General features: G+C 34.1%; 17 protein-coding genes. All 17 read right to left on the bottom strand.

What is annotated here, in order from left to right; translation table 11 throughout:
* Window positions 1-67 precede the first annotated feature (67 nt).
* The 17 genes from F6U93_RS04355 to F6U93_RS04280 all read right to left on the bottom strand — a co-directional run bounded on the left by F6U93_RS04355 (window position 68) and on the right by F6U93_RS04280 (window position 25,218).
* Window positions 68-1,285 carry a TolC family protein gene (locus F6U93_RS04355; protein ID WP_150937207.1) on the bottom strand — a complete coding sequence of 406 codons (1,218 nt, stop codon included), beginning with the start codon at window positions 1,283-1,285 and terminating at the stop codon, window positions 68-70.
* Window positions 1,282-5,010, bottom strand: a complete 3,729-nt coding sequence (locus F6U93_RS04350; RefSeq protein ID WP_150937205.1) for an efflux RND transporter permease subunit — start codon at window positions 5,008-5,010, stop codon at window positions 1,282-1,284. The genes F6U93_RS04355 and F6U93_RS04350 overlap by 4 nt, the downstream gene beginning before the upstream one ends.
* Before the next feature lie 108 nt (window positions 5,011-5,118).
* The gene (locus F6U93_RS04345) at window positions 5,119-5,532 is read right to left on the bottom strand and encodes an HYC_CC_PP family protein (protein WP_150937204.1); all 414 of its coding nucleotides are present in this window, start codon (window positions 5,530-5,532) and stop codon (window positions 5,119-5,121) included.
* Window positions 5,533-5,593: 61 nt separating this feature from the next.
* Window positions 5,594-7,546, bottom strand: coding sequence for a heavy metal translocating P-type ATPase (locus F6U93_RS04340; RefSeq protein ID WP_150937202.1), 1,953 nt, complete (start codon window positions 7,544-7,546; stop codon window positions 5,594-5,596).
* Entirely contained in the window at window positions 7,543-7,905 is a 363-nt protein-coding gene (locus F6U93_RS04335; protein WP_150937200.1) for a DUF3703 domain-containing protein, read from the bottom strand. Before F6U93_RS04335 ends, F6U93_RS04340 begins: the two co-directional genes overlap by 4 nt.
* A 54-nt stretch (window positions 7,906-7,959) precedes the next feature.
* Window positions 7,960-8,376 (bottom strand): Fur family transcriptional regulator, encoded by a 417-nt coding sequence (locus tag F6U93_RS04330; protein WP_068603888.1) that lies wholly within the window; start codon window positions 8,374-8,376, stop codon window positions 7,960-7,962.
* 2 nt (window positions 8,377-8,378) lie between these two features.
* Window positions 8,379-9,581, bottom strand: coding sequence for an efflux RND transporter periplasmic adaptor subunit (locus F6U93_RS04325; protein WP_150937198.1), 1,203 nt, complete (start codon window positions 9,579-9,581; stop codon window positions 8,379-8,381).
* A 63-nt stretch (window positions 9,582-9,644) separates the two neighbouring features.
* Complete coding sequence (locus F6U93_RS04320; protein ID WP_150937187.1) at window positions 9,645-13,979, bottom strand: CusA/CzcA family heavy metal efflux RND transporter; 4,335 nt, start codon at window positions 13,977-13,979, stop codon at window positions 9,645-9,647.
* Window positions 13,980-14,100: 121 nt separating this feature from the next.
* Window positions 14,101-14,577: a hypothetical protein gene (locus tag F6U93_RS04315; RefSeq protein ID WP_225312556.1), complete on the bottom strand. Its 477-nt coding sequence runs from the start codon at window positions 14,575-14,577 to the stop codon at window positions 14,101-14,103.
* Between the two features lie 188 nt (window positions 14,578-14,765).
* Entirely contained in the window at window positions 14,766-15,707 is a 942-nt protein-coding gene (locus F6U93_RS04310) for an endonuclease I family protein (RefSeq protein ID WP_150937185.1), read from the bottom strand.
* A gap of 162 nt (window positions 15,708-15,869) precedes the next feature.
* A complete protein-coding gene (locus F6U93_RS04305; RefSeq protein WP_150937183.1) occupies window positions 15,870-18,722 on the bottom strand; it encodes a type I restriction endonuclease subunit R in 2,853 nt (950 codons plus the stop codon).
* Window positions 18,723-18,728: 6 nt separating this feature from the next.
* Window positions 18,729-19,640 carry an Abi family protein gene (locus F6U93_RS04300; RefSeq protein ID WP_150937181.1) on the bottom strand — a complete coding sequence of 304 codons (912 nt, stop codon included), beginning with the start codon at window positions 19,638-19,640 and terminating at the stop codon, window positions 18,729-18,731.
* A gap of 193 nt (window positions 19,641-19,833) precedes the next feature.
* The gene (locus F6U93_RS14595; RefSeq protein WP_191963451.1) at window positions 19,834-19,974 is read right to left on the bottom strand and encodes a hypothetical protein; all 141 of its coding nucleotides are present in this window, start codon (window positions 19,972-19,974) and stop codon (window positions 19,834-19,836) included.
* Between the two features lie 49 nt (window positions 19,975-20,023).
* Window positions 20,024-21,331 (bottom strand): Fic family protein, encoded by a 1,308-nt coding sequence (locus tag F6U93_RS04295; RefSeq protein ID WP_068603902.1) that lies wholly within the window; start codon window positions 21,329-21,331, stop codon window positions 20,024-20,026.
* A 161-nt stretch (window positions 21,332-21,492) separates the two neighbouring features.
* Complete coding sequence (locus F6U93_RS04290) at window positions 21,493-22,236, bottom strand: hypothetical protein (RefSeq protein ID WP_150937179.1); 744 nt, start codon at window positions 22,234-22,236, stop codon at window positions 21,493-21,495.
* A gap of 130 nt (window positions 22,237-22,366) precedes the next feature.
* A complete protein-coding gene (locus F6U93_RS04285; protein ID WP_150937177.1) occupies window positions 22,367-23,617 on the bottom strand; it encodes a restriction endonuclease subunit S in 1,251 nt (416 codons plus the stop codon).
* Window positions 23,617-25,218 (bottom strand): type I restriction-modification system subunit M, encoded by a 1,602-nt coding sequence (locus F6U93_RS04280; RefSeq protein WP_150937175.1) that lies wholly within the window; start codon window positions 25,216-25,218, stop codon window positions 23,617-23,619. Before F6U93_RS04280 ends, F6U93_RS04285 begins: the two co-directional genes overlap by 1 nt.
* Between the last annotated feature and the right edge of the window lie 9 nt (window positions 25,219-25,227).

The raw sequence follows: 25,227 nt of genomic DNA, 5'->3' as shown, positions 1-25,227 counted from the left end.
CAGATGTCATTAATTCTTTTAAAAAACCTTTAATCGGTTCATATTAATACAACCGCTCATTTCATTATTACTGAATTAAATAATTAATTATAGTACTTTGAACATAGTAGGTCTTCACAGATTCAATTTGGTTCATTTGAAACTTGAGTTGTAGTTCTTGAATATCTAAAACATCATTAAAATCTATGGTTCCTGTTTCGTAACTTTTAATTAAAATATCCTCTGCGTCTTTAGCTTGTTTTAAATTCTTGGTTTGCGTTTCAAAACTTATTTTAGCAGAAATACGATCGTTAATCGCTTTGCTTAAAAGTGTTTCCAATATGTTTAAACGTTCTTGCTTTTGAGTTTTTAATTCTTGTTGCGCTAACACATTTTGTTTCGTTTGAGACTTATATTTTTTATTAAAAATTGGAATTGAAAGTGTAACCATAGGCATTACAATATCTTTACCGTTATCGGAGAAATTCATGTCTGGTCTTGGCTCTACATTTATGTAGTCCAAACCAAAACCAATCATTGGGCTACTTTCTTTTTGATTTAGTAACTCTGAGTGTTCTATGGATTGATATAGTTTATCGTACTTCAACAATTCTGGGTGCAACTCTAGATTATTTGTACTCATTTCAAAGTCTTCTGAAGGCAACATTAAATTATCTACTACCACTACAGCGACATCACTTTTTCTATTCAAAAGCTTATTAAATTTAGTTTGTTCAGCTAAAAATTGTTGATGCAATACATCTTTTAATTGTTTCATTTCATTTTGACGCATTTGCAATCGCAACACATCTACAGCAGATGCTTTACCAACCTCAACAGCTGTTAATGCTAATGTTTCATAAGTTTCTAACAACTTGATATTTTCCTGTAACACTTCTTGCTTTGCTTTATTAGCATATAAATTATAATAAGATTGTGATACCGAAGCCATTAGTTTTCGCTTAGCAATAACAATGTCTTCAAATTTTGCATCAGCTAAAGCATTAACGTAATTTTCTCGTGAGGTAATTGAACCAAACCAGGGTATCATTTGTTTGGCCGACAATTTAAATCGCTGCGCCCCAGTACGTGTTTCTGGTTCACTTACAAAGTAACCTACCCCAAATTCTGTATTAGGAATGGTATTAACTTCATTGACTTTTTCTGAAGCTATGCTGTATTGCAATTCAAACTTTTGTATTTCTGGATTGTTGTTCAATGCTTCATTAACAAGTGTTTCCAATTCCTGTGCATTAGAAATACTAAAAATGAATAAACCTAGTAGTGTATAAATTAGTCTTTTCATTTGTTTACTCTTTTTAACTTAAACTCTTCTCTCCAGCTATATAAAACAGGTACAATAAAATAAGAAGTAATGTCAATTACCATACCTCCAAAAATTGGAATTGCCATAGGTATCATTATATCACTTCCTTTACCTGTGGATGTTAGTACAGGCAAAAGCGCCAAAATTGTAGTAACGGTTGTCATTAAACACGGGCGAATACGTTTTCCTGCTGCTTGCAAAGCAGCCATTCTAATATTCTTTTTATCAGTTGGTTTGTCTCGCTCAAAAGTTTGCGTGAGGTATGTTGCCATGACCACACCATCATCGGTAGCAATACCGAAAAGCGCAATAAACCCAACCCAAACAGCCACACTTAGATTGACCGTTTTCATATTAAATAGGTCTCTCATGTTTTCGCCAAACAAACTGAAGTTGAAAAACCAATCTTGACCATACAGCCATAGCATAATAAAACCACCAGCAAAAGCCACTGCTATTCCAGTAAATACCATTAATGAGGTGGTAACAGATTTAAATTGAAAATAAAGAATTAAGAAAATAATAATCAGGGCTAATGGAACAACGACAGACAATGTTTTTTCTGCTCTTAATTGATTTTCATAAGTTCCTGTGAATTTATAACTGATACCTTTTGGAACCGTCAATGCTCCTGAATCAATTTTCTGCTGAAATAAGGCTTGCGCATTTTCAACCACATCAACTTCTGCAAACCCATCTAATTTATCAAACAACACATACCCAACTAAAAAGGTGTCTTCACTTTTTATGACTTGCGGACCTTGCTCATACCGGATGGTTGCCAATTCACTTAAAGGCACAGGACTTCCTTTTTCAACAGGAATATAAATACCTTTTATAGCTTCAGGGTTACTACGTAATTCTCTTGGATAACGTACACGAACAGCATAACGTTCTCTACCTTCAACAGTTTGGGTTAAAGCCATACCTCCTATGGCTACTTTTAGTACGTTTTGCACCGTTTCAATTGACACACCGTAGCGTGCTATTTTTTCTCTATCAATATCAATTAGCAAATACGGTTTTCCAACAATTCTATCTGCAAAAACAGCTTCAACTTTAACACCTTCTGCGTGTTTAAGAAGAGTTTCTAATTGCAAACCAAATGCTTCAATTTGTTTTAAATCTTGGCCTTTTACTTTTATGCCCATTGGTGCGCGCATACCTGTTTGAAGCATGACCAACCTGGTTTCTATGGGTTGTAATTTTGGTGCAGAAGTAACACCAGGTAGTTTGGTAACTCTAACAATTTCATTCCAAATATCGTCTGGTGATTGAATTTCTGGGCGCCAGTTTCTGTAGAACTCTCCGTTATCATCTTCAATTAATTGAGAACTTTTGATGTCACTTATATTGACATTTTTAGTGTTATTAGGATTTGCTATATAACCACCGGCTTGTAACTCGAATAATCCATCCTCATTTACTTTATAACGTTGTTTTTTTCCTTCGGAATCTCGCAGATATTCTGATTTGTATTGAATGATATTTTCATACATTGACAAAGGTGCAGGATCTAAAGCTGATTCGGTTCGACCAGCTTTTCCAACTACAGTTTCAATTTCTGGAATTGTGGCTACTGCCATATCTAATTGCTGAAGTACTCTTTTGTTTTCTTCTACCCCCGAATGAGGTAATGAGGTTGGCATTAACAAAAACGAACCTTCATTTAAAGACGGCATAAATTCCTTTCCTGTGTTATTCATTATCCAAATTCCAGAAATAAGCACCGTCGTTGGTATCATTAGAAACAAAATTTTATTAGCTAAAGCCCAGTTTAAAATCTGTTCGTAATACTTTCTAAAAATTGAAAATATCCCTAAAATCCCGAAGCAGATAATAGCTACAAAAATTAAGTTTATAAAGATACTTCTATCAAAACCTAGTGGTCTCCAATATTCTGCAAGTAGGAAAACAATAGCAGCACATGAAATAATAATATTTACAAGGTTGCTATTTTTTTTGTTCAGTTTACCCAAAACACTCAATAATCCTGTAACCCCAAAAGCCACTAATATGGCACCTAACCAGTAACCAAATGCCATAAACACGATTCCTGCGACTATTAATACACCGTTTAAAATGTATTTATACGACTTTTTAAAGCTAGTTTTCCTGAATAAATAAGCTGCGAAAGGAGGGATTAAAAACAAAGCTATAACTAATGAGGCAGACAGCGCCATGGTTTTAGTAAAAGCAAGAGGTCTAAAGAGTTTCCCTTCTGCTCCAATCATAGTAAATACCGGAACAAAACTGATAATTGTAGTTAATACTGCAGTCAAAATAGCGCCAGATACTTCTGCTGTTGCATTATATATCACTTCATTTGTAGTTAACGCTGTACCGTCTTCTCGCAGGCGTAATTTATCATCATCAAGATGGCGAATCATATTCTCTGCAAGTATAACCCCTACATCTACCATGGTACCAATAGCGATAGCAATACCCGAAAGCGCCACAATATTAGCATCTACATGAAACAGTTTCATGGTAATAAAAACCATTAATACAGCAACAGGCAATAACCCAGAAATTAAAATGGATGCTCTTAAATTGAAAACCATCACAATAATAACCAGAATAGTAATTAATATTTCTAAGGTTAATGCTTCATTAAGAGTTCCTAAAGTTTCTTGAATCAATTCTGTTCGGTCATAAAATGGAACAATGGTTATTTGAGAAGTGCGGCCATCTGCCAGTACTTTTGTTGGCAACCCTCCTTTCAATTCTTCAATTTGTGATTTTACATTGTTAATGACTTCCATGGGATTAGCACCGTATCGTGCCACAACCACACCACCAACGACTTCTGCACCTTCCTTATCCAATAAACCTCTTCGGGTTGCTGGTCCCAATGATACTTTACCAATATCTTTAATTTTAATTGAAGTAAAATCTGCGGAAGTAACAACTGCATTTTCAATGTCTGAAATAGACTTTACATAGCCCAAGCCACGCACTAAATATTCGGCTTGATTGATTTCTAAAGTCTGCGCACCAATATCCTGATTACTACTTTTAACAGCTTTTACGATCTGATTTAAGCTTATGTTATATTGACGCATTAACTCCGGATTGACATCCACTTGATACTCCTGAACATACCCTCCAATGGAAGCTACTTCAGAAACGCCACTTGCTGAAGACAAAGCGTACTTTACATAGTAATCTTGAATACTACGCAATTCATGTAAATCCCAACCACCAGTAACCTTTCCGTTTTCATCACGTCCCTCCAGCGTATACCAAAATATTTGTCCTAAGCCAGTGGCATCTGGACCTAATGCAGGATTTACACCTTCGGGCAATAACCCACTTGGCAATGAATTGAGCTTTTCAAGTATGCGACTTCGACTCCAATAAAATTCTATATCTTCTTCAAATATGATATAGATGCTTGAAAAGCCAAACATTGAAGAACTACGAATGGTTTTTACTCCAGGAATACCAAGCAACGAAGTGGTTAATGGATAAGTAATTTGGTCTTCTATATCTTGGGGTGAACGACCATCCCACTTTGTAAATACTATTTGTTGATTTTCGCCAATATCTGGTATGGCATCAACAGCCACAGGATGACTTGGCAAAAATCCTGTATCCCAATTAAAAGGTGCATTTACCGTTCCCCAGCCCACAAAAAGGACGAGCAATAGCACGGCAACGAGTTTATTCTCGATAAGAAATTTGATTGCTTTATTAAGCATATTATTTGATTATTAAACAGTTAGACATTGGCATTGAGAAAACACCGAATACAACAAAATATCCTTATGACATACAGCCATAGGATAAAACAGTCTATTGTTTAAAAATCAAATTAAATAAGTCTCGTCAATCTTGAAGATTTCTTTTATGACGAGTGGCGGCTTGTATTCTTCGTAAGAAGATACATTGTTATCTAAACCTTCAAAAAGATTAATGTATGTGTAAACGAAGGTGGCGATAAAAACTTGTTGCTCAAAAGTAATTTTGTCAAGTTGAAGTTGTAGTTCGTCTTGACCATCGACTAGCAATTGCACATCATTACAGCAGTTCTTTTTAGTAATCGAACAACCTTCGGCTAAAGGGTTTTGCATTTCCATTCCACAACCTTTCGCTTTATGGAATATAGCTGTTTCAACCAAATTATCCCCACAATAATGGATATTGAGCGTAAATGACAATGTAGAGAATAACACTACAAAAGCCATTAACACGGACATTATTTTATGGGTTACTTGCTTCATACTGAATGCGAAGTTACAAAATTTAATAATATGTTGATTTGATTAACAAAAGTTTAAACTATTAATCCCAATGCATGCGCTGCAACCTAACCGCATTTAAAATAGCCAATAATGCCACTCCTACATCTGCAAATACCGCTTCCCACATGGTAGCCAAACCTCCTGCTCCTAAAATCATTACAATTACTTTTACCCCAAAAGCTAATACGATATTTTGCCAAACGATTTTACGTGTGGAACGACTAATTTTAATCGCCTTTACCACTTTTGAAGGTTGGTCTGTTTGAATGATAACATCTGCTGTTTCAATAGCGACATCACTTCCTAAACCACCCATTGCTATTCCTACATCACTTGCTGCTAAAACTGGTGCGTCATTAATACCATCACCTATAAAAGCAATTTTATTTTCAGGATTTTGTTTTAAAAGCTCAACTTCATTTAATTTATCTTCTGGTAACAAACCACCTTTAGCCTTTTCAATATTTAATTCTCTTGCTACTTGTTGCGTAATGGAATCTTTATCTCCAGAGAGCATCATTATACTATTAACACCAACTTTATGTAAGGCTGTAATTGTTTCTTTTGCGTCTTCTTTTAATTGATCTGCAATAACCACATAACCTGCGAATTTATTATCTATAGCAACTAATACAATGGACTCTACAATAGATTGGGTTTCGGTTGGTACATCGATTTTATTAGCAGTCATCAACGCTTTATTTCCAACTAAAACAATCTTACTATTTATGTTACCTTTTAATCCTTTTCCAGCTATTTCAGTAACGTCTGAAGCTTTACAAGCTGAACTTTCATCTTTATATTCTAAAATAGCCTTTGCGATGGGATGCGTGGATTGCTCCTCCATAGCCATTAGGTACTTCATAAATTCTTTTTCATCCCATCCAATAGCTTTGATTTCTTTTATTTTAAAAACACCTTTAGTAACCGTTCCTGTCTTGTCCATTACCAAAGTATTTACCTTGGTCATGACATCCAAGAACGAAGCGCCTTTAAATAAAATTCCATTTTTTGAAGCGGCGCCCAAGCCACCGAAATAGCCTAACGGAATAGAAATAACTAATGCACACGGACAAGAGATTACCAAGAATATTAATGCTCTATACAGCCAATCTCTAAACACATAATCGTCTACAAAAAAATACGGTAGTAACGTAACACCTATTGCTAAAAACACGACAATTGGTGTATATATTCTAGCAAATTTTCTAATGAACAATTCTGTTTTAGATTTACGAGATGTTGCATTCTGCACCATATCGAGAATACGTGCAATGGAACTATCCTTAAATTCTTTGGTGGTTTCTATTTCAATGACACCATCTAAATTGATGCTTCCTGCAAATACTTTTTCTCCTTTTAAAATCGTACTTGGTTTACTTTCTCCTGTTAATGCTGCTGTGTTGAATGAACCTTTGTCGGAAAGTAGAACACCATCTAAAGGGATTTTTTCGCCAACACGTACTTGCACTTTTTCACCAATTTGAACCGTTTCTGGATTTACAGATACATAATCATTATTTCGATATACTAAGGCTTCATTTGGTCTGACATCCAATAAAGCTTTTATATTTCCTTTTGCTCTGTTAACTGCTGCATTTTGAAATAATTCACCAACAGCATAAAATAACATAACCGCAACCCCCTCTGGGTATTCGCCAATAATGAATGCTCCAATAGTGGCTATAGACATTAATAAAAACTCTGTAAACACATCACCTTTTTTAATGCTCTCCCAACCCTCTTTAACTACAGGTAACCCCACTGGCAAATAAGCTATGCCATACCAAATAATACGCACCCAATCCTTGAAGAAGTTAACATCAAAATAATCTAATGCGATACCAATAATTAGCATTGTAAAACTTATGATTGCTGGAATATAGGCTTTAATATTACTTGAACTGCCACTATGATTGTGACCATCATCGTAACTATGTTGCTCTTCTGAATTTGGTTTTAAATGTCTTAAATTGACTTTCTTTTTTTTCATCTCATTTGCATTAAATTCTTAATATCATCAGGAATAGGCATAGGCTTTAATGGAGGCACATTGGCACCTCCGGTATTACCAAGAGGCACGTGGTTTATAAATGATTTCCAACCACCAACAAGCAACCTTAATATTTGTCCGAATACTTCTTTAGTATCTTTTTGCATCAAACCAAACTTTAGCATTAACCAATGCGAATTCATGTGCTGAACAGGGTAAGATTGGCCAATAATATGACTTCTTTCTAAATGATACCAAGCCTTGCTATACTGCTTAACTCTTAAATAGTAGCGATAATATTTCAATTCTTTATGGTAGACTTGTTTAAGATGTTTTGGAATTTTTACATTAAACTTCATGTCCTTATACTTTTGATTAAAAGTAGTTTAATAATTCGTGCAATGGAAGTGCAATTATTGTCCGCTACATTTATCACAAACACCTTTAACAACCAAGTTTACGTTTTCAGAAACGAAACCTTCAGGCACTTTAATTTGTGGAATTTTATGTTCTGTTAAGCAAATGGTTTCACCACAGTTATTGCAATGAAAATGCAAATGTAAATCGGTTTCAATTTCGCAATTACATCCAATTTCACACAAAGCATATTTTGTAATTCCTGTTCCATCATCTATCTGATGTACAATAGCATTTTCCTCAAATGTTTTAATAGTTCTGTACAAGGTGGTTCTATCTGCTTTTTCAAAAGTATTTTCTATATCACTTAAGGTCACCGCTACTTGTTTATTTACAAGAAACTTATAAATTAATAAGCGCATTGCCGTAACGCGAATATTTTTTGACTCTAATAATTGTTCGATTGTTTGCATAATTAATGTGCGTGCTCTGCTTCTCCCTTTTTCATTTCTGCTATAAGGTAATAGGCATTATTATAAGCAAATTTTATATCTGGTTTAATTTCTTCCACAAATTGGATAGCTACCCAATCGCCATCTTTTGCGCCCAAAATCACTTCTACTGGTTTAAAAGCCCATGCTTCATTTTCCCTTTCAGCGGAAAACGCAAAAAATTTATTACCCTCTTTTACTATTGCACTTTCGGGCAAGGCCACTATTTCCGAATTTTCTATTAAGATTTTCCCTTGTATATACATTCCGGGAATAAGGCTATTTTTTTTATTTTCAATCTCTGCGTGCACATGTACCGCTTTAGGGTTGTCTTCAAATGTTTTACTTACCGAATAGATTTCTGCTGTTAGTTCTTCACCCTGCATTGTTTGGACATTAAAGATTACTTTTTGACCTTTTTTTACTTTATGCACATCTTTTTCAAACACCATTAAATCTGCATGAACGTGATCTGTATTTACGATTTCAAAAAGTTCGGTTTGGGGTTCTACAAATTGCCCTGTTTTGACTTCAACCTTTTGAACAAAACCATCTATTGGGCTTCGCAATGAAATACTTTGTACTATAGTTCCATTTCGTACAGCTAACGTATTAATATTTAATAGTTTCAACTGGGCCTCCAAACCATTTACCATAGCTTTAGAAGCCTCATATTCGGCTTCAGCTTTTTGAAAATTTGCACCAGAACCAACTCCTGCATCATATAACTTTTGTTGACGTTCGAAATTCTTCTTTAAAAAATTACTATTGCTAAAAGCATTCAAATAATCGGTCTGTATTTTTATTATGTTAGGATGCGATAGATAGGCAACAACCTGACCTTTATTTACTTTATCACCTTCAATTACTTTTATTGATACGACATTTGCACCAACTACCGAAGTTATTGCCGCTTCACTTTGCGGAGGCACTTCTAATGTACCATTGGCTTCTACATAACCACTCATATTACGCATTGCTAGGGCGTCTATTTTCATTTTTAACGCATCAAACTGATTTTGTGATAGCATCACTTCTTCTTCATTATGGTGGTCATCATTTTCTGGTTTTGCATCTTCATTATGTGCATGACCATCACCTTCTTTATGGCTTTCTTTATTTCCACACGCTGTTGCTATAATTGATACTATAAAAAGTGTGAGGATTATATTTAGTATATTTTTCATTGTCTAAAATTTTGTAAGTGTATTGACCTTTATTTACAAATACCCATTATGGGCTTCATTTTCTTATTGATTAAAATATTGTAGTTGAAATATGCTTTCTAGATAGTTTACTAAAGCTATTTGTGCTTGCAATTCTGATTGAATTGCTTCATTTATAAGTTGCGTGAAAGCTGAGTAATCAATTTCGCCTTCTCGATAAGCAAACAAAGCTCCTGTTTTTTGATCCTTAATAAGTGGTAATACCTCATTCTTATAGAACAGCCAGGTCGTTTCCCATTTTTTGTAATTCTCTTTGGCTTGATTAAATCTAGATTGCACTTCCTGTTGTTTAAACAGCATATTGGTTTCGGCAATTTGTTTATCGATCTGTGCAGTTCTAATCTGTGATTTAGTTGTACCAGATAAAAACGGCATGGAAATACCTGCTTGATAGGTATAAAATCCAGAATTCCCATTAACTTTTTGCAAGCCACCTTGAATATTGAATTTTGGCAGGTTTTCAGCTTTAGCAGCTTTATAGTTTGCTTCGGCTTCTGCTACTTGAAGTTGCGAAAATGCATATAAAGGGTGCGCTTCTAAATTAAAGGTTTCTACATTTATTTCGCTCGCTATCTCAATGTTATCTGATACCGTATAAAGTACATCTGAAACCAGCCAAAGGTTTAATTGCTGTAATGCCATAGTGTATTCACTTTTTGATTGCATTAACTTACTTCTTATCTGTAAGGCTTGGTTTTTAGCAGCGGAATATTCCAATTTTGATATAGCTTCTACTTCATAATTTAATGCTACTGCATTTTCAAAGTTTACATAAATGGAATCCAGCTCTTTATATAGATTATAATTTCGCTTACTTTTAAAGGCATTTGCCCACATTTTTTTAACTTCCAACTCTAATTCCAACTCTGAAAGCTGAAAAGCTTTTTCTGCTAATTGAATACGTTGCTCAAATAATTTTTGTTTTGGTGCTATGCCAAATACATCAATATTTGACTGACCAAGACCAATAGTCGTGTAAATACCAGAATCATTCTTTAGTTCTTCTCCCCCTGTAAAAATTTGTGTGGTACCAAAATCGAAAGCCGTACCTTTTAACTGTTTCTGCTTATCAATTTCAAGCTGTCGTTGTTTTAAGCTTGGATAGTTTTTTTTGGCCAAGTTCACAGCTTCTTGCATAGAAATTGTAGGCAACTTGTCTGTTTCTTGCTGTGCGTTTCCAGATATTGGGAACAAAAAGATAAAAGCTATAATGGTAGTAACTGTAATTACTTTTTTGTTAGCTCTAAAATGGAATGATTTGTTTTCTACCCAATGATACAATATAGGTAAAACGAATAAGGTTAATAATGTAGAAGTTAACAAGCCACCTATTACAACTGTTGCTAAAGGCCGTTGTACTTCGGCTCCAGCTGATGCTGAAATTGCCATAGGTAAAAAGCCTAAAACATCTGTAAAAGCGGTTAACATAATAGGCCTAATTCTTCGTTTAGTTCCTTCTACAATTCTATCTTTTAAGTTTGTTACGCCCTCCTCTTTTAATTCATTAAGTCCACTAATCATAACCAAGCCGTTTAAAACAGCAACACCAAACAAAACAATAAACCCAACACCTGCCGAAATGCTAAATGGCATATCTCTTAACCACAATGCTACGACTCCACCAATGGTTGCCATAGGAATTGCGATATAGATCATTAAAGTTTGAGGTAAGGATTTTAAAGCAAAATAAATAAGAACAAAAATGAGTAAAAGCGCTATTGGCACAACCGTTAGCAAGCGATTACTGGCACGCTCTAAATTTTCAAAAGCTCCTCCATAGCGAATAAAATAACCTGAAGGCAGTTCTAATTTTGCATCTAGTTTAGTTTTAATTTCACCTACCAAGGATTTTACATCACGACCTCTTACATTAATCCCTACATAAGTTCTTCGGTTTGTATTGTCTCTACTGATTTGCATTGGACCAGCTTTGTAACTTATATCAGCTACTTCGCGAAGCGGAATTTGCGCACCAGAAGGCAAGTTGATATACAAATTTTGCACATCTGTTATGTCTTTACGATTACGAGAACTTAATCTAACTACTAAATCAAATCGCTTTTCACCTTCAAAAATAACACCTGCTGTACCACCTGCAAAGGCTGTTTGAACGATTTGATTTAAGGTATTTATTTTCAGTCCATATTGGGCTAATTTATTTCTGTTATAGGTGATTGTTAATTGTGGCAATCCGGTTGTAGCCTCTGCTTTCATATCGCCAATACCATCTGTACCTGCTATAATTTTACTTATTTCTTCTGCCTTTTGCGACAATACATTGATATCTTCTCCATAGAGTTTTATAGCAATATCTTCTCTAACACCTTCAAGTAACTCATTAAAACGCATTTCAATAGGTTGTGTAAATTCATAATTTACTCCAGGAACCATTTCTACGGCTTTTTTCATTTGTTCGATGAGTTCATCTTTAGATGTTACAGTAGTCCATTCGCTTTTTGGTTTCAGTATTACAAATACATCTGCAATATCCATAGGCATGGGATCGGTTGGAATTTCGGCAACTCCAATACGACTAACAATTTTTTCGACTTCAGGAAATTTAGCTTTTACAATTTGCTCAATTTTTGTCGTTGTTTCAATAGTTTCTGTAAGGGAACTTCCTGGTTTTAAAATGGCATGGAAGGCAATGTCACCTTCATCCAATTGAGGAATGAATTCTCCACCCATTTTCGTGAACATAAAGACTGTAATACCAAATAGCATGACAGCAATGCCAATAATCCATTTTCCTTTATGTAAGGCTTTTACCAATAAGGGTTGGTATTTGTCCTCAACCCAATGCACAAATTTATCGCCATACGACAGTTTGTTATTTTTAGGTGCTCTTAAAATCAAGGCGGACATCATTGGTACATACGTCAAACAAAGTACCATGGCTCCAATCATTGCAAAAATAAAAGTTAATGCCATTGGTTTGAACATCTTGCCCTCAATGCCTTCTAATGCCAATATGGGCAGGAATACTATTAGAATAATTAGCTGACCAAAAAATGCAGCATTCATCATTTTTTTTGAGGCATCGGCAGCAACATTATCACGTTCTTTTGATGTCAATTTTCGTTTTTTTAAGACTTGAGAAGCTATTAAAAAAACAGTGCTTTCTACAATAATTACTGCCCCGTCGACAATGATACCGAAATCTATGGCGCCTAGACTCATTAAATTAGCCCATACATCAAACACATTCATTAGTATAAATGCGAATAATAGCGATAAAGGAATTGTTGAAGCGACTATTAAACCACCTCTCCAATTACCTAATAAAAAAATTAGAACAAATATTACTATTAGTGCACCTTCAATAAGGTTTCCTGACACTGTTGAAGTTGTTTCTGCTATTAATTTACTACGGTCTAACAAGGGTTCGATAATCACACCTTCTGGCAATGATTTTTCGATTTGAGCCATTCGTTCTTTTACATTCTCGATAACATCATTTGAATTTGCACCTTTAAGCATCATTACTAACCCCCCAACAACTTCGCCTTCGCCATCTTGGGTTAATGCGCCATAACGAATAGCAGAACCAAATTGTACTTTAGCAATATCTCCAATGGTAATTGGAATATTATTGATGGTTTTCACGGTGATTTTTTTAATATCATCTAAGCTTCGTACCAAACCTTCACCTCTAATAAAATTAGCTTGATGGTTTTTCTCGATATATGCACCACCTGTGTTTTGATTGTTGGCTTCAAGGGCTTCAAAAACCTCGGTAATTGTTAAGCCGATCGCTTGGAGCTCGTTGGGGTCGACAGCGACTTCATATTGCTTAATTTTGCCACCAATGGCATTAACTTCAACTACTCCCTCTACCATTGCCATTTGACGTTGCACAATCCAATCTTGCATCGTTCGTAAATCTGTTACCGAATATTTGTTTTTATATTCCGGTTTTACTTTAAGTGTGTATTGATAAATTTCTCCCAAACCTGAAGAAATTGGTCCCATTGAGGGCTCACCAAAACCATTTGGTATTTGGTCTTTGACTTCGTTTAGCTTTTCAGCCACTAATTGACGTGGTAAATAGGTACCCATATCATCGTCGAAAACTATAGTAACTACAGATAAACCAAAACGAGAAATGGATCGAATTTCCTGAACCTGGGGCAAATTACTCATGGCCACTTCTACTGGGTAGGTTACAAATTGCTCAATGTCCTCGGTCCCTAAATTAGGTGCTTGCGTAATCACTTGAACTTGGTTATTGGTAATATCTGGAACAGCGTCGATGGGTACTTGGGTCATACTCCAAATGCCCGCTCCTATTATGGTAAGCGTTAGCAAACCAATAATGAATTTATTATTGATTGAAAAATCAATGATTTTATTAATCATAGAAAATGTTTTAATTCAGTTAAACTTTTCGATACAATTCTGATAAGAAAATAGAATTGCGCGAAATGAAAAGAACCTTATAGGTTCAAAATTGGATAGAGTTATCCTTAAAAAAACTGAATTATGCCCTTGGAGGCTGGAAAAGCGATTCCAAATATCTGGAAGTAAAGTTTACTTTATGTAAGTTATACTGTTTTTTCTCATCAAATTTTAGTTGATTGGTTATAGCCAAAGTGTTGTTCGCTATAATTAATACCAAAGGGTGGCAACATTGATTATGTGAATGGACTGGTATATTTTCCTTATCGTGGTTATGAGGATGCTCTTCATTTTTAGTTTCACTGGCAAAGTAGTCTTCAACGACATATTCAAGGAAAGAGTCTCCATAGACTTTATGATCTTGATAATGGGCAATGATGCTTGAAATTTCTTTAATTGACCCACAAAAGTCCATATCTAAACTAATTCCTTGAAAAAGGAATAAAATAGACATTGATATGGAAAAGAATATTTTCATATAATTTAAACAAATATATAAATTAATTAATGCAATGGTTGTGCAAAAAACCTCATTCATTTTATTAACTTTTATTTTCAATTTTAAAATCTATGGAAAACACACATTGCTTTTAATGTATCATTACATTTTCAAAAAAGAGTATTGAATATAAAGCTATGGTTTGACCTTAACTTTAATAGGTTGGATGATGGTTTGATTGAATAAGTTTAGAAAATAAATTTCTTAACACCTGTTAGTCCTCTCTATTGGGGTTAATGTTGGTACGCCTACCTTTTAACCATGGGAACTACAAACTTCTTAGGTGCTATCTTGTTTGGCTGATTTTTAACACAGATATGAACCGATTTTATTATGGGATAAATTGCAATTTCAATTTGTGAAAAATCATCAATAGTGAAAATCCCCCAAGTATCAATAGCTTTAGGACCATTCCAAATTAACGTTGCTAAATAAGGATTGTCGATAAATGGGTTTCTATTACCTTGGTACTCGGCTATTTTATTATTTCGGTATATTTCTTCTTGAGACACAGGATCTTGTTCGTTCCAAGTTAATAGGATATCGGGCAAAGCATCGTTTTTAGAGTAATTGATGGACCCACCTGCAACGGCGGTTGGCAAGCATTGTGTTGGGTAACGTAGATACATATACATGATTATTCTAGCGACATCACCTACCCACTCTTCTCCTGGATAAAAATCACCCATACTAGTTACTGTTGCATTACCAGAACCAACATTGTACATTCTATTGCTACGGTATGAATTCATATCGCTATCGGCTGGCTTTAGATTATGTACATCGGTACCAGCACCTGCATAACTGGTTGCTAATTTTGGTGCTGCTAATGATTTTGGAAAAATATGTTCTCTTGTCCAATAGCCTTTACAAGAGTTTGTATGACAGGATAGATTTTTACTTCGGGTTCTGTGATTTCTAATATTAGAATCGGCATTATTGTTACCATAAACGAGTAGCACCTCAGCAGAATTTACTACTACTAAATCGCTTTCTTTTAAGATATCCCAGGTATCGGTACTTGTTGAGGTATAAGGAATTTGGTCTGTATGCGTTTGTATAATTAGGTTTGAAAGCTGCTCTTTTATTTCAATTGGGGTTTTAGTGAAGTCGATGCTATTGTAATACTCTGGGATTTGAGCAAAACAACATAACGGGAAAAGAAAAAGTAGATTCAGTAATTTAGGCAATTGATAAGGGTTACATTTTAAGGGTGTAAATTAGTTGATTTTGGTAGTTAAAACAAGATTTATGATGTTGAGATATCCCACTGCGTTCGATATGAAAAGTGTATTTGCCCCCCATAAGAAAACTCAACTCGGAATTTATTCCTTACATGCTACTGTGTTTCATTAATTATCCATTCCGTTGATGAATGTTTGAATGAAATCTTTAATTTTTTGAGTTACTCTTGTACTTATAGATTCTCTATGCAATACACTTGGGCGTTTTTCTAGGGCGGCAATAACCTCATCTTCAGTAGCCATTCTTCCTGTAAAAAGTAAATCGTTTATAATGTTTTCTACCTTCTCTTGCTTTAAAGCTTCGGTTGTACTTAATTCGGCTAATGCATTTTTAGTTTCTTCTTTCCAATAAGTTTTAAATTCATCTTCTACATTATCGTTATCGGTGATTTTAGGCAGATTGTTTTGAATGAATTTTTCTATTAAAACGCGCTTGCTTCTTAATTCTGATTCGCCTGCTATTAAATCGATAATTTGCTTTTTCTGTTTTGCCTGGTCTTTAGGTTTGGCATCTTTTAATTTGGCTAACAGTTTCATGATGTATGCTACATTGATTTCATCGCGATGAATTAACTCTAATTCGAAATCAATTTCATCTAATATAGATACCGATTCTTTTTGGCTATTGGTTTTAATTTTATCGTAGAGGTCTAAATACTTACTTGTATAATCTGCGAATTCCTGATCTTTCATATAGGTATCATCAAAAGTGAATTCGACGAAAGAAGACAGGATGTTTTTTAACCGCATAATTTCACGAAAGGCTTTGGCAAACTCTAATTCATCATTTTCGGTAACTAAATCGTTTACACTGTCTACCGTTGGCGCAATACTCATTAAGACCTTATATGCTTCATTAAATTTCTTTATTTGTTCTTCATATGGCGCTATAATTATAGTTTCTTGAGCGTTCTTATCTGAAAACAAAGCAATGGCGTCGTCGGTGTTTTGTTTTAGGTTACGAAAGGCTAAAATGTTTCCTTGAGATTTCTTTTCGTTTAAGATTCTGTTAGTGCGGGAATAGGCTTGAATTAAGCCATGGTAATTTAAATTTTTATCTACGTAAAGGGTGTTTAAGGTCTTACTATCAAAACCAGTAAGAAACATGTTTACCACCAATAAAATATCAATTTGTTTGTTTTTTACACGCTGCGAAATGTCCTTTTTATAGCTAAGAAAGGTTTTACCGTCTTTAGCCGAATGTTTAGAGCCAAATTGCAGGTTATAATCTGTAATGTATTCGTCTAATTTATCTTTATGAGGCATGATGCCATAGGCTGCTCTAGGTTCTGCTGCCATGGGTTGATCTGGAAAATCTTCTTCTGGAATTTCACCAGTAGCCTCCTTATCTTCTGGATTTGGGGCATAGGAAAAAATTGTTGCAATATTTAGACGGTGTTCTCCAGCTTCTTTTTTAGCCTTTAATAGCTCGTAATATTTAATTAGAATATCGACACTGCTTACACAAAACATGGCTGTAAATGCTCTGTGATGTGTTTTACGGTTGTGGTTTGCTATGATGTAATTGGTAATGGAATTTAAATATTCATTACTTTCATATACTTCTTGCTTATTGATATCTTCAACTTTAACATCTTCTATGCCTTCTTTATTTTTGAAAACATTGTAATATTCAATTGAAAATTTTAAAACATTTTCATCTCTAATAGCATCTGTGATTACGTATTGGTGTAAACACTCGTGAAATAGGTTTGCGGTGGTTTGTTTTATGCTTTTTTTACTAATGGCATTTTTAACAAAAATAGGTGTACCCGTGAAGCCAAATAATTGATGGTTGGTAAAGAAATTAACAATACGTCTATGAGTATCGCCAAATTGAGAACGGTGACACTCATCGAAAATAAAGACTATTTTTTCATCTTTTAAAGCTTCGATTTGTTTTTTAAATTTGGCTTTAGATATGGCACTATTCAATTTTTGTATTGTGGTTACTAAAAGTGGCCTACTGTTATCTAAAAATTGTTTTACTAGTGTTTTGGTATCTTCGGTACCATCGATACTTTCTTTATCGAATGCCTGAAATTCTCTAACGGTTTGGTCGTCTAAATCTTGTCTGTCTACCACAAAAACAACCTTTTTAATTTTAGGGTTATGTGTTAATATTTGACTTGCTTTAAAGGATGTAAGTGTTTTACCCGATCCTGTTGTGTGCCAGATATAGCCGTTTTTATCGCTATTTTTTACCCTATCAATAATTGATTCGACTGCATAAAACTGATATGGCCTAAGTACCATAAGAGTTTTATCGCTTTCATGCAGTACCACGTATTTGGTTATCATTTTTGCGATGTGACAAGGCTCTAAAAAGATATTGGCAAAGGGCTCTAATTGTGTGATTTTTTTATTCTTTTCATCACTCCAGAACGAAGTAAATTTGAAACTTTGTTTTTGACTATTCGCATAATACTTAGTATCGACCCCATTACTTATAACAAAAATTTGTACGTAATTGAACAGTGCATTATTGAAAGCAAAGGATTCCTTTTGGTAGCGTTGAATTTGATTAAAGGCTTCTTTAAGTTCAATACCTCTTCGCTTTAGCTCAATTTGAACTAGTGGCAATCCGTTTATTAGAACAGTAACATCGTAACGGTTTTCTCGTTTGCCATTTATAGTTACTTGATTGGTAACCTGGAACTGATTTTGACACCAGAAATCTTGATTGATAAACTCGATATATGCCTTGTCGCCATTATCTTTTTGAAGAACATATTTATCGCGTAATGTTTTCGCCTTATCGAAAATATTACCTTTAGAAAGGTGTAATAGAATACGGTTAAACTCTGGTGTGGTAAAGGTGGTTTTATTATGCTTTTCTAACTGTGTTTTTAGGTTGCTTAATAAATCATCTTCCGTTTTAATAGTAATTGGTTTATGACCTAGCGCTATTAACTGGCTTACTAAATTATTTTCGAGTACTTGTTCTGGTTGGGTTGTCATAAATTATTATTTCCACAAAGGTTCATTTTGCCAATTGGGTTTCATACCTAAAGCGTTTGGGTCGACGTTAGGGTATTTAACAAACAGGGCATTCAATTTATTAGCGAATTCATTTTTAGGCAAAATCGTATTTAGCATATACCTCATTAAACACATGTGCACATATAGTTTTGAAAACTCATGTTGTTTAGGCACGTTTAAAGGGTCTAGTATCCAAGAGTTTGGAGGTTTAGGTAATAATTTTACGGTACCTGGTAAATTACGGTTCCATAATCTTGAATGGTGCGCACAAAAGTTACGAATTTGAGCAATAGACTGTAACCAACTTGGCAAATAGGTATGATTTACAGCACCAAAATCTTTAGCTATATCATTTTTAGCTTTAACACCATTTTTTAAATTACCATACAACTTTGATAATGCACCAAAACTGGTTTGCTCTAAAGATTTCCATGCTGGTGGAAACCTACCATCGTCCTTATGTTTTTTAAGGTGTTTTTTTATTGATTCGTCTTTAGTACGGGTAATTTCTTCTTCTAAATTAGAAAGTGTTTTTACTAAGGCCTTACAATCATTAAATAGTTCGAAATTTTGAAACCACCACGGATCTGATTCATGGGATAAATAGTAAATTAATTTGGTACGTAAACTAATTTCAATTTTCTCTATCACATCAAAAAGCAGGAGCCTGAGTTCGGCATCAAAATTATATAAAGCAATAGCGTCTTCGAATTTACTATTAGGCTTAAATATATGTTTTTCTTTATCGGATTGCATGACATACCAATATTCACCTAAACGGTAATAGCTAATATTTATCAGGTATTTTTCGGCAATACGTGGGTGCTTAATAATTAAACCACGCTCTTGTAGTTGCTCTACTTGTTGGGAAAGTGTAAATGCAGGTTTACTAAACATAAGGTTGATTTTGAGCTAAACGTACCTTATAAAAAGCAAAAGACACACCCTGGGACGCTGTTCTAATGGGTAGCGTGGTGTGTACTGTTGCCACAAAAGTATACTTTTTATACCATTTAGCCATAGGTATTAACATTTTTATTAAAGTTTTTAAATTTTATGCTACACAAACATTTGCTGTAACAAGCCCTTTTTAAAGCTTTGTGCCTTTTCTATTTTGGTGGTTATGGCTTTTTCCATTACGGCCATTGTGAACGTCTTGAAGCCTTATTTTTGTTGCTTGAACTTCACTAAGTAAGGCGACCTCGAGTACTTGTTCTGGTTGGGTTGTCATTCGTTTCCTCTTTTAAATACTTCGAGATTCTTTAATAATCTCGAAGTATTTACACGATTTTATGTTTTTTTAAAAGTTCATTAAAGTGAATAGATTTTATAAAATTTCTTTTTACTTTATTGACTGGAATAATTTCTAAAAACCCTAATTCAACCAAACCTTTTAAATCTGTTCTGGCAGTGTAATTAGAGACATTAAACCTGTTTTCTATTTCTTTAGTATTAAAAACTATTTCTGGATTGTCGTACACTAATTTAAGTAACTGAGCTTGACGTTCGTTAATATTTGGAATTTTAATAAAACGTGCGATTTTAAAATGATTTTTTTGCTTTTCTTGAATATAATTTTTTAAAGCCTCAAAAGCTTTCTCCATAACTTTTAAGTTATAGGTAATGAAATAAGACAAATCATTTTCATCGTTTTCGGTATAAATAAACGCCTTTTCGTATTGATTTTTAGTATCTTGAATTATTTTAGATATAGACAAATACTCTGTTAACCAATAACCTTTTTTTAGTAAGTACCAATAAAACAAAGCCCTTGCAGTACGTCCATTACCATCTGTAAAAGGATGGATAAAACCAATCATAAAATGAATAATTATACCTTTTAGCAAGGGGTGAATAAAATTATCTTTATCTACATCTTCATTAAAAAACACACATAATTCATTTATTAGATCTGGCACCTCTTTATAGTGTGGTGGTGTATGCACTACTTCGCTTTTTAAATGATCGACCACATAAATATCGTTACTTGTTCTAAAAGCACCTTCTTCGCTTTTAGTCTCTAAAGTATCTTTAGAAATTAAACGGTGTATCTCTAATAAATTTTGAGGTGTTAAATTTTCTAATTTATTTTGTGTAATATGCTTGATTGTAAGGTAATTATTCACAATCATTTGCTCAGATTTTGTATGCGGTTTAATTTCTTTACGCAACATTTCTTTTGCATGTTTTCTAGTGGTGTTAGCTCCTTCTATTTGACTACTAGAAATAGCTTCTTCCATAATAGAACTTACTAAATATCGTGTTTTGTCTTCTTCTGGAATAATGTTTTTAGCGCCCATATAGCCACCAATATTCATGTCGAAAAAATGTACTACTTTTTGTATGTAATCTGTATTTACATATTTAAAAGTGTAATTACCAAAAGCTAAAGAATCGGACTTTAAAAGCCTACTTAGCTTAACAATATTCCAAAGCTCATGGGGTTTAAACTTGGTTTTTTTGTACTTTACTTTATCCCAATACAAATAGTCATCATTAATACTTTTAATGGTACTTAGTATTTCTGACTCTTGCAGGTTAGTGACCACTTTTTTAGAGAACTCAAATTTTGGTGCTTGTTCTATCATGGAGGTAAAACTACTAAAAACTTCGAGATTTAACAATAATCTCGAAGTTTTTAGTGGTTGTTTTATAAATAAACCCTGGTTTCGTATTTTTTGTTTATAATTTCAAGACATCCTTACCTTCTTTGCGAACGTATTAAAGGTTACACCTAAACAGGACAATATTACTTTATTAAATGTAATTTCAACCTATTGTGTTCAGTAGGTTTCTCCATTATCCAAACAGAAACATGATCATTTAACATGTTAGCCTCCAGCACCTTACCAAGATACTCTTCACTACAATTATAACCACATACTATATTCCTTAATGATTTCCTATTTATCTTATGTTTACCAAAATCTTCTTTTATTAGTCTCAATTCTTGTTCATATTCCCAGTTCTTTTGCTTGAGGTAAAAAATTTTGAAAATATCATTTTCATTTTCAACCAGTTCAACAGGAATTTTTTTCAATTCATTTTGATAATTTATAAGTCTTAAACCTTTAAAAAACTCTGAATCTAAGTCTATATTATATTGTAAATATAATCCTTCATGATTGTTAGCATAATTCGTAAGCAAAGGCATGTTTATACCTGGAAGCATTGAAAAACAAGCTATTCCGTGCTTGTTTATAAATTTAGGAATTAACTCACGTATAGTTGTTTCCAAGTGTACTGGACTTAATCGCCTTTCCAGATACTCTTTTTTCTCTTTCCCAACGATTAATTCAAATGCTTTAAATAGTTTAGTATAGTTTATCTTTTTTAAGTCAATTAAATCTGGTGTAGAATCTAAAGGGTCATTTAATAATTCACGTTTTTGAAAGTAAACATAAGATTTTTTAATTTCATCCAAAGTAAAATCATTATTAGGCCTATACCTGAAAACAAATGGCTTTCCTACCTTCTTAACTTCTTCCAACATAATTTTCATTTTATTTCCCTAACTTGATGTAAGGCATTAAATCATATTTTTTTTTAAGCCTAGTTTTTCAATACGGCCGCTATTATATTCAATACTGTAGGATGAGACCACTTCGTGCCTTGAAATGACCTCACACAAACATTTGCTGTAACAAGCCCTTTTTAAAGCTTTGTGCCTTTTCTATTTTAGTGGTTACGGCTTCTATTTTTTTATCGATATCTGATAAGAAATTGGCTATTTTGGTTTGTTCTTCAAGGCAAGGAAATTGGATAGAAAAATTCTCAAATTGTTTTCTTGACAGGTAAGAAATAGTAGTACCGCTTGACAACACATTCAATCTCCTACTTGATAGTTTCATAATGTGATATAAATAGCTGACATCAACTTTCTCTTGATCTGGGAAAAGACCAATAAATGTTTGATTAGTAACAAGCTCTTTTTTAACAATAGCACAAAACCCCAAGTTAGCACTACAAGAAACAAGTAACGTATTAACTGGATATACTTTTAACTTCATATCCTTAACTGTCTCCATTGTTACCCCTTGATTCGATTTTGATGTGGATAGATATTTACCATCAAAGTCCTCAATTCTACACCAAGGAATATCACCTGTTAAATCTTTAGGCTTATCTCTCATTGGCACTATAAAATCTAATATAAATTTTTTAAGCTTTTTCTCTTCCCAATCAGGAAACTCATTCCCATTATCATCTTTAAATCTTAATTCTTGATTAAAGATTTTTTGCATTACCCCTTTTTTGTATTGCTCTAAAAGAGTTTTCTTTTTTGTGAGTTGGGTTATTTTAGTATCTACATCTGTAAGGAATGCTGCTATTTTTTGTTGTTCTGGGAATTGGGGTAATTTAAATTTAAAAGCTCTTATACTTTGAAAATTCAAACCTTCCCTACCGCTTCCTGTCATACCTTGAAATATAAGTTTTTGCCCATGAAAAGATGAAAGCAATGCTTGTAAGAACTTAGGGCTATCCTTTTTCAATCTGATAATTGAAACGTGTTGATTTACGTTACCTTCTTCGAATGAATTGGGAACAACACAACTTCTACCAATTGAACCGCCAGTAATATTTAATAAAATATCATTAGACAATACTTTACTCCCTTTCATTTTCTCATGTAAAGTCTTTGGAATATGTGTTTCATCTAAATTTAGTGTATTACTAAATATATTTTGACTTCTAATAAAGGGGATTCCTGTTTTTGTATAAACTTCAACACCTCCTTTTGGTGTGCTACCACTACCCACTTTACTTACAATTTTATCTAACTTGATTGTTTCCCATACCCCTTCAAACTCTGGAAACCTCAACTGTGGTATATTTCGACTAGGCACAATAGAACTTAATTGTTTTTCCATCATTAAAAAGGGGTTTTAATATTTAGCTCAGCACAATAAGAAGCGATGCGTTTATCTGTTTCAACAATTTCTAAATCTAAAGCTTGTATCTCTTCTGCAACTGCATTAATATCGATGGGCTCTTCTTCTTCAAAGGTATCGACATAACGGGGGATGTTGAGGTTGTAATCGTTATCGGCTATTTCTTGTAAGGTGGCTCTATAACTGTACTTGTCTTTCACCTCCCTATTGGCATAGGTGTTTGTAATTTCGGCAATATGCTCTGGTAATAGCTTATTTTGATTGCCTTGTTTTTCGAAATGATTGGAGGCGTCTATAAACAGAACATCTTCGTTTGCCTCTCGGCATTTTTTAAGTACCAGGATACAGGTTGGTATGCTGGTGCCAAAAAAGATGTTTGCCGGTAAACCTATAACGGCATCGATATAATTGCGGTCTTCTATTAAATATCGCCTAATATGGCCCTCGGCACTTCCTCTAAATAACACGCCGTGTGGCAGTACGGTTGCCATGATTCCGTTTTCGTCTAAATGATGTACCATGTGTTGCACAAATGCGAAATCGGCTTTGGTTTTTGGGGCTAGTTTACCGTATTGGCTAAACCTATCGTCTGTACTAAAAATGCCTTTTGCCGACCAGTTTGCAGAAAAAGGTGGATTTGCTACAATGGCTTCTGCTTTTAAATCGATATCGAGGTGCTGCGGTTCTTCTAGGGTGTCTTCCTGCTTGATGTCGAACTTGGAGTAGTGTACTTCGTGCAGAATCATATTCATACGTGCTAAGTTGTAAGTGGTACGGTTAAGTTCTTGACCGTAAAACATACCTACATCGTCTACTTCTTTAGCTACACGCAGTAATAAGGACCCACTACCACATGTTGGATCGTACACCGATTTGATTCGTTTTTTACGTGTGGTTACAATTTTTGCTAATATGGTTGATACTTCCTGAGGGGTATAAAATTCGCCTGCTTTTTTACCTGCTCCTGCCGCAAACTCACCGATTAAATATTCGTAGGCATCGCCTAACAAATCGCTTTCTGTATCTTGTAACTGAAAGTCTATTTCATCTAAATGGGTAATGATTTTGGCTATGATTTCATTTTTAGCTTTTACGGTTTTTCCTAATTTGGAAGATGTTAGGTCTAAGTCTTCGAAGAGTCGGATGAAATCGTCTTCGGAGTCGGTACCCATAGTACTTTGTTCGATATTATTTAGGATGTGTTCTAAATCTTCGATAATAAAAAACTGTGTTGCTTCGTCGTTATCGTTGGTTTGTATATCACTTAGGTTATTTCCTTTTTGAGCAATAGAGGTAAATAATTCGCTGGGTTTTAAGAAGTAGCCTAAATTTTTAATACATGCTTTTTTAACAGCATCGATATATAATTTGCCATCTGCAGTATTCTCGTCTATTTGCTCGTAGGTTATATTGTCTGGTTCTAAAATCTCATCGGCATATAGATGTAACTTCTCTGAAAGGTATTTAAAGAATATAAAGCCTAAGATGTAATTTCTGTAATCGTCTGCATCCATCTTGCCTCTTAACAAGTTAGCTATAGCCCATAATTGTTTTTCGAGTTGTTTTTTCTGTTCTTCTGACATTGATTGTAT

The sequence above is a fragment of the Pseudotamlana haliotis genome (assembly GCF_008806375.1).
GTDB lineage: Bacteria > Bacteroidota > Bacteroidia > Flavobacteriales > Flavobacteriaceae > Pseudotamlana > Pseudotamlana haliotis.
Note: the sequence above shows the minus strand (reverse complement) of the source record. Positions and strands in the feature narration are given on the sequence as shown.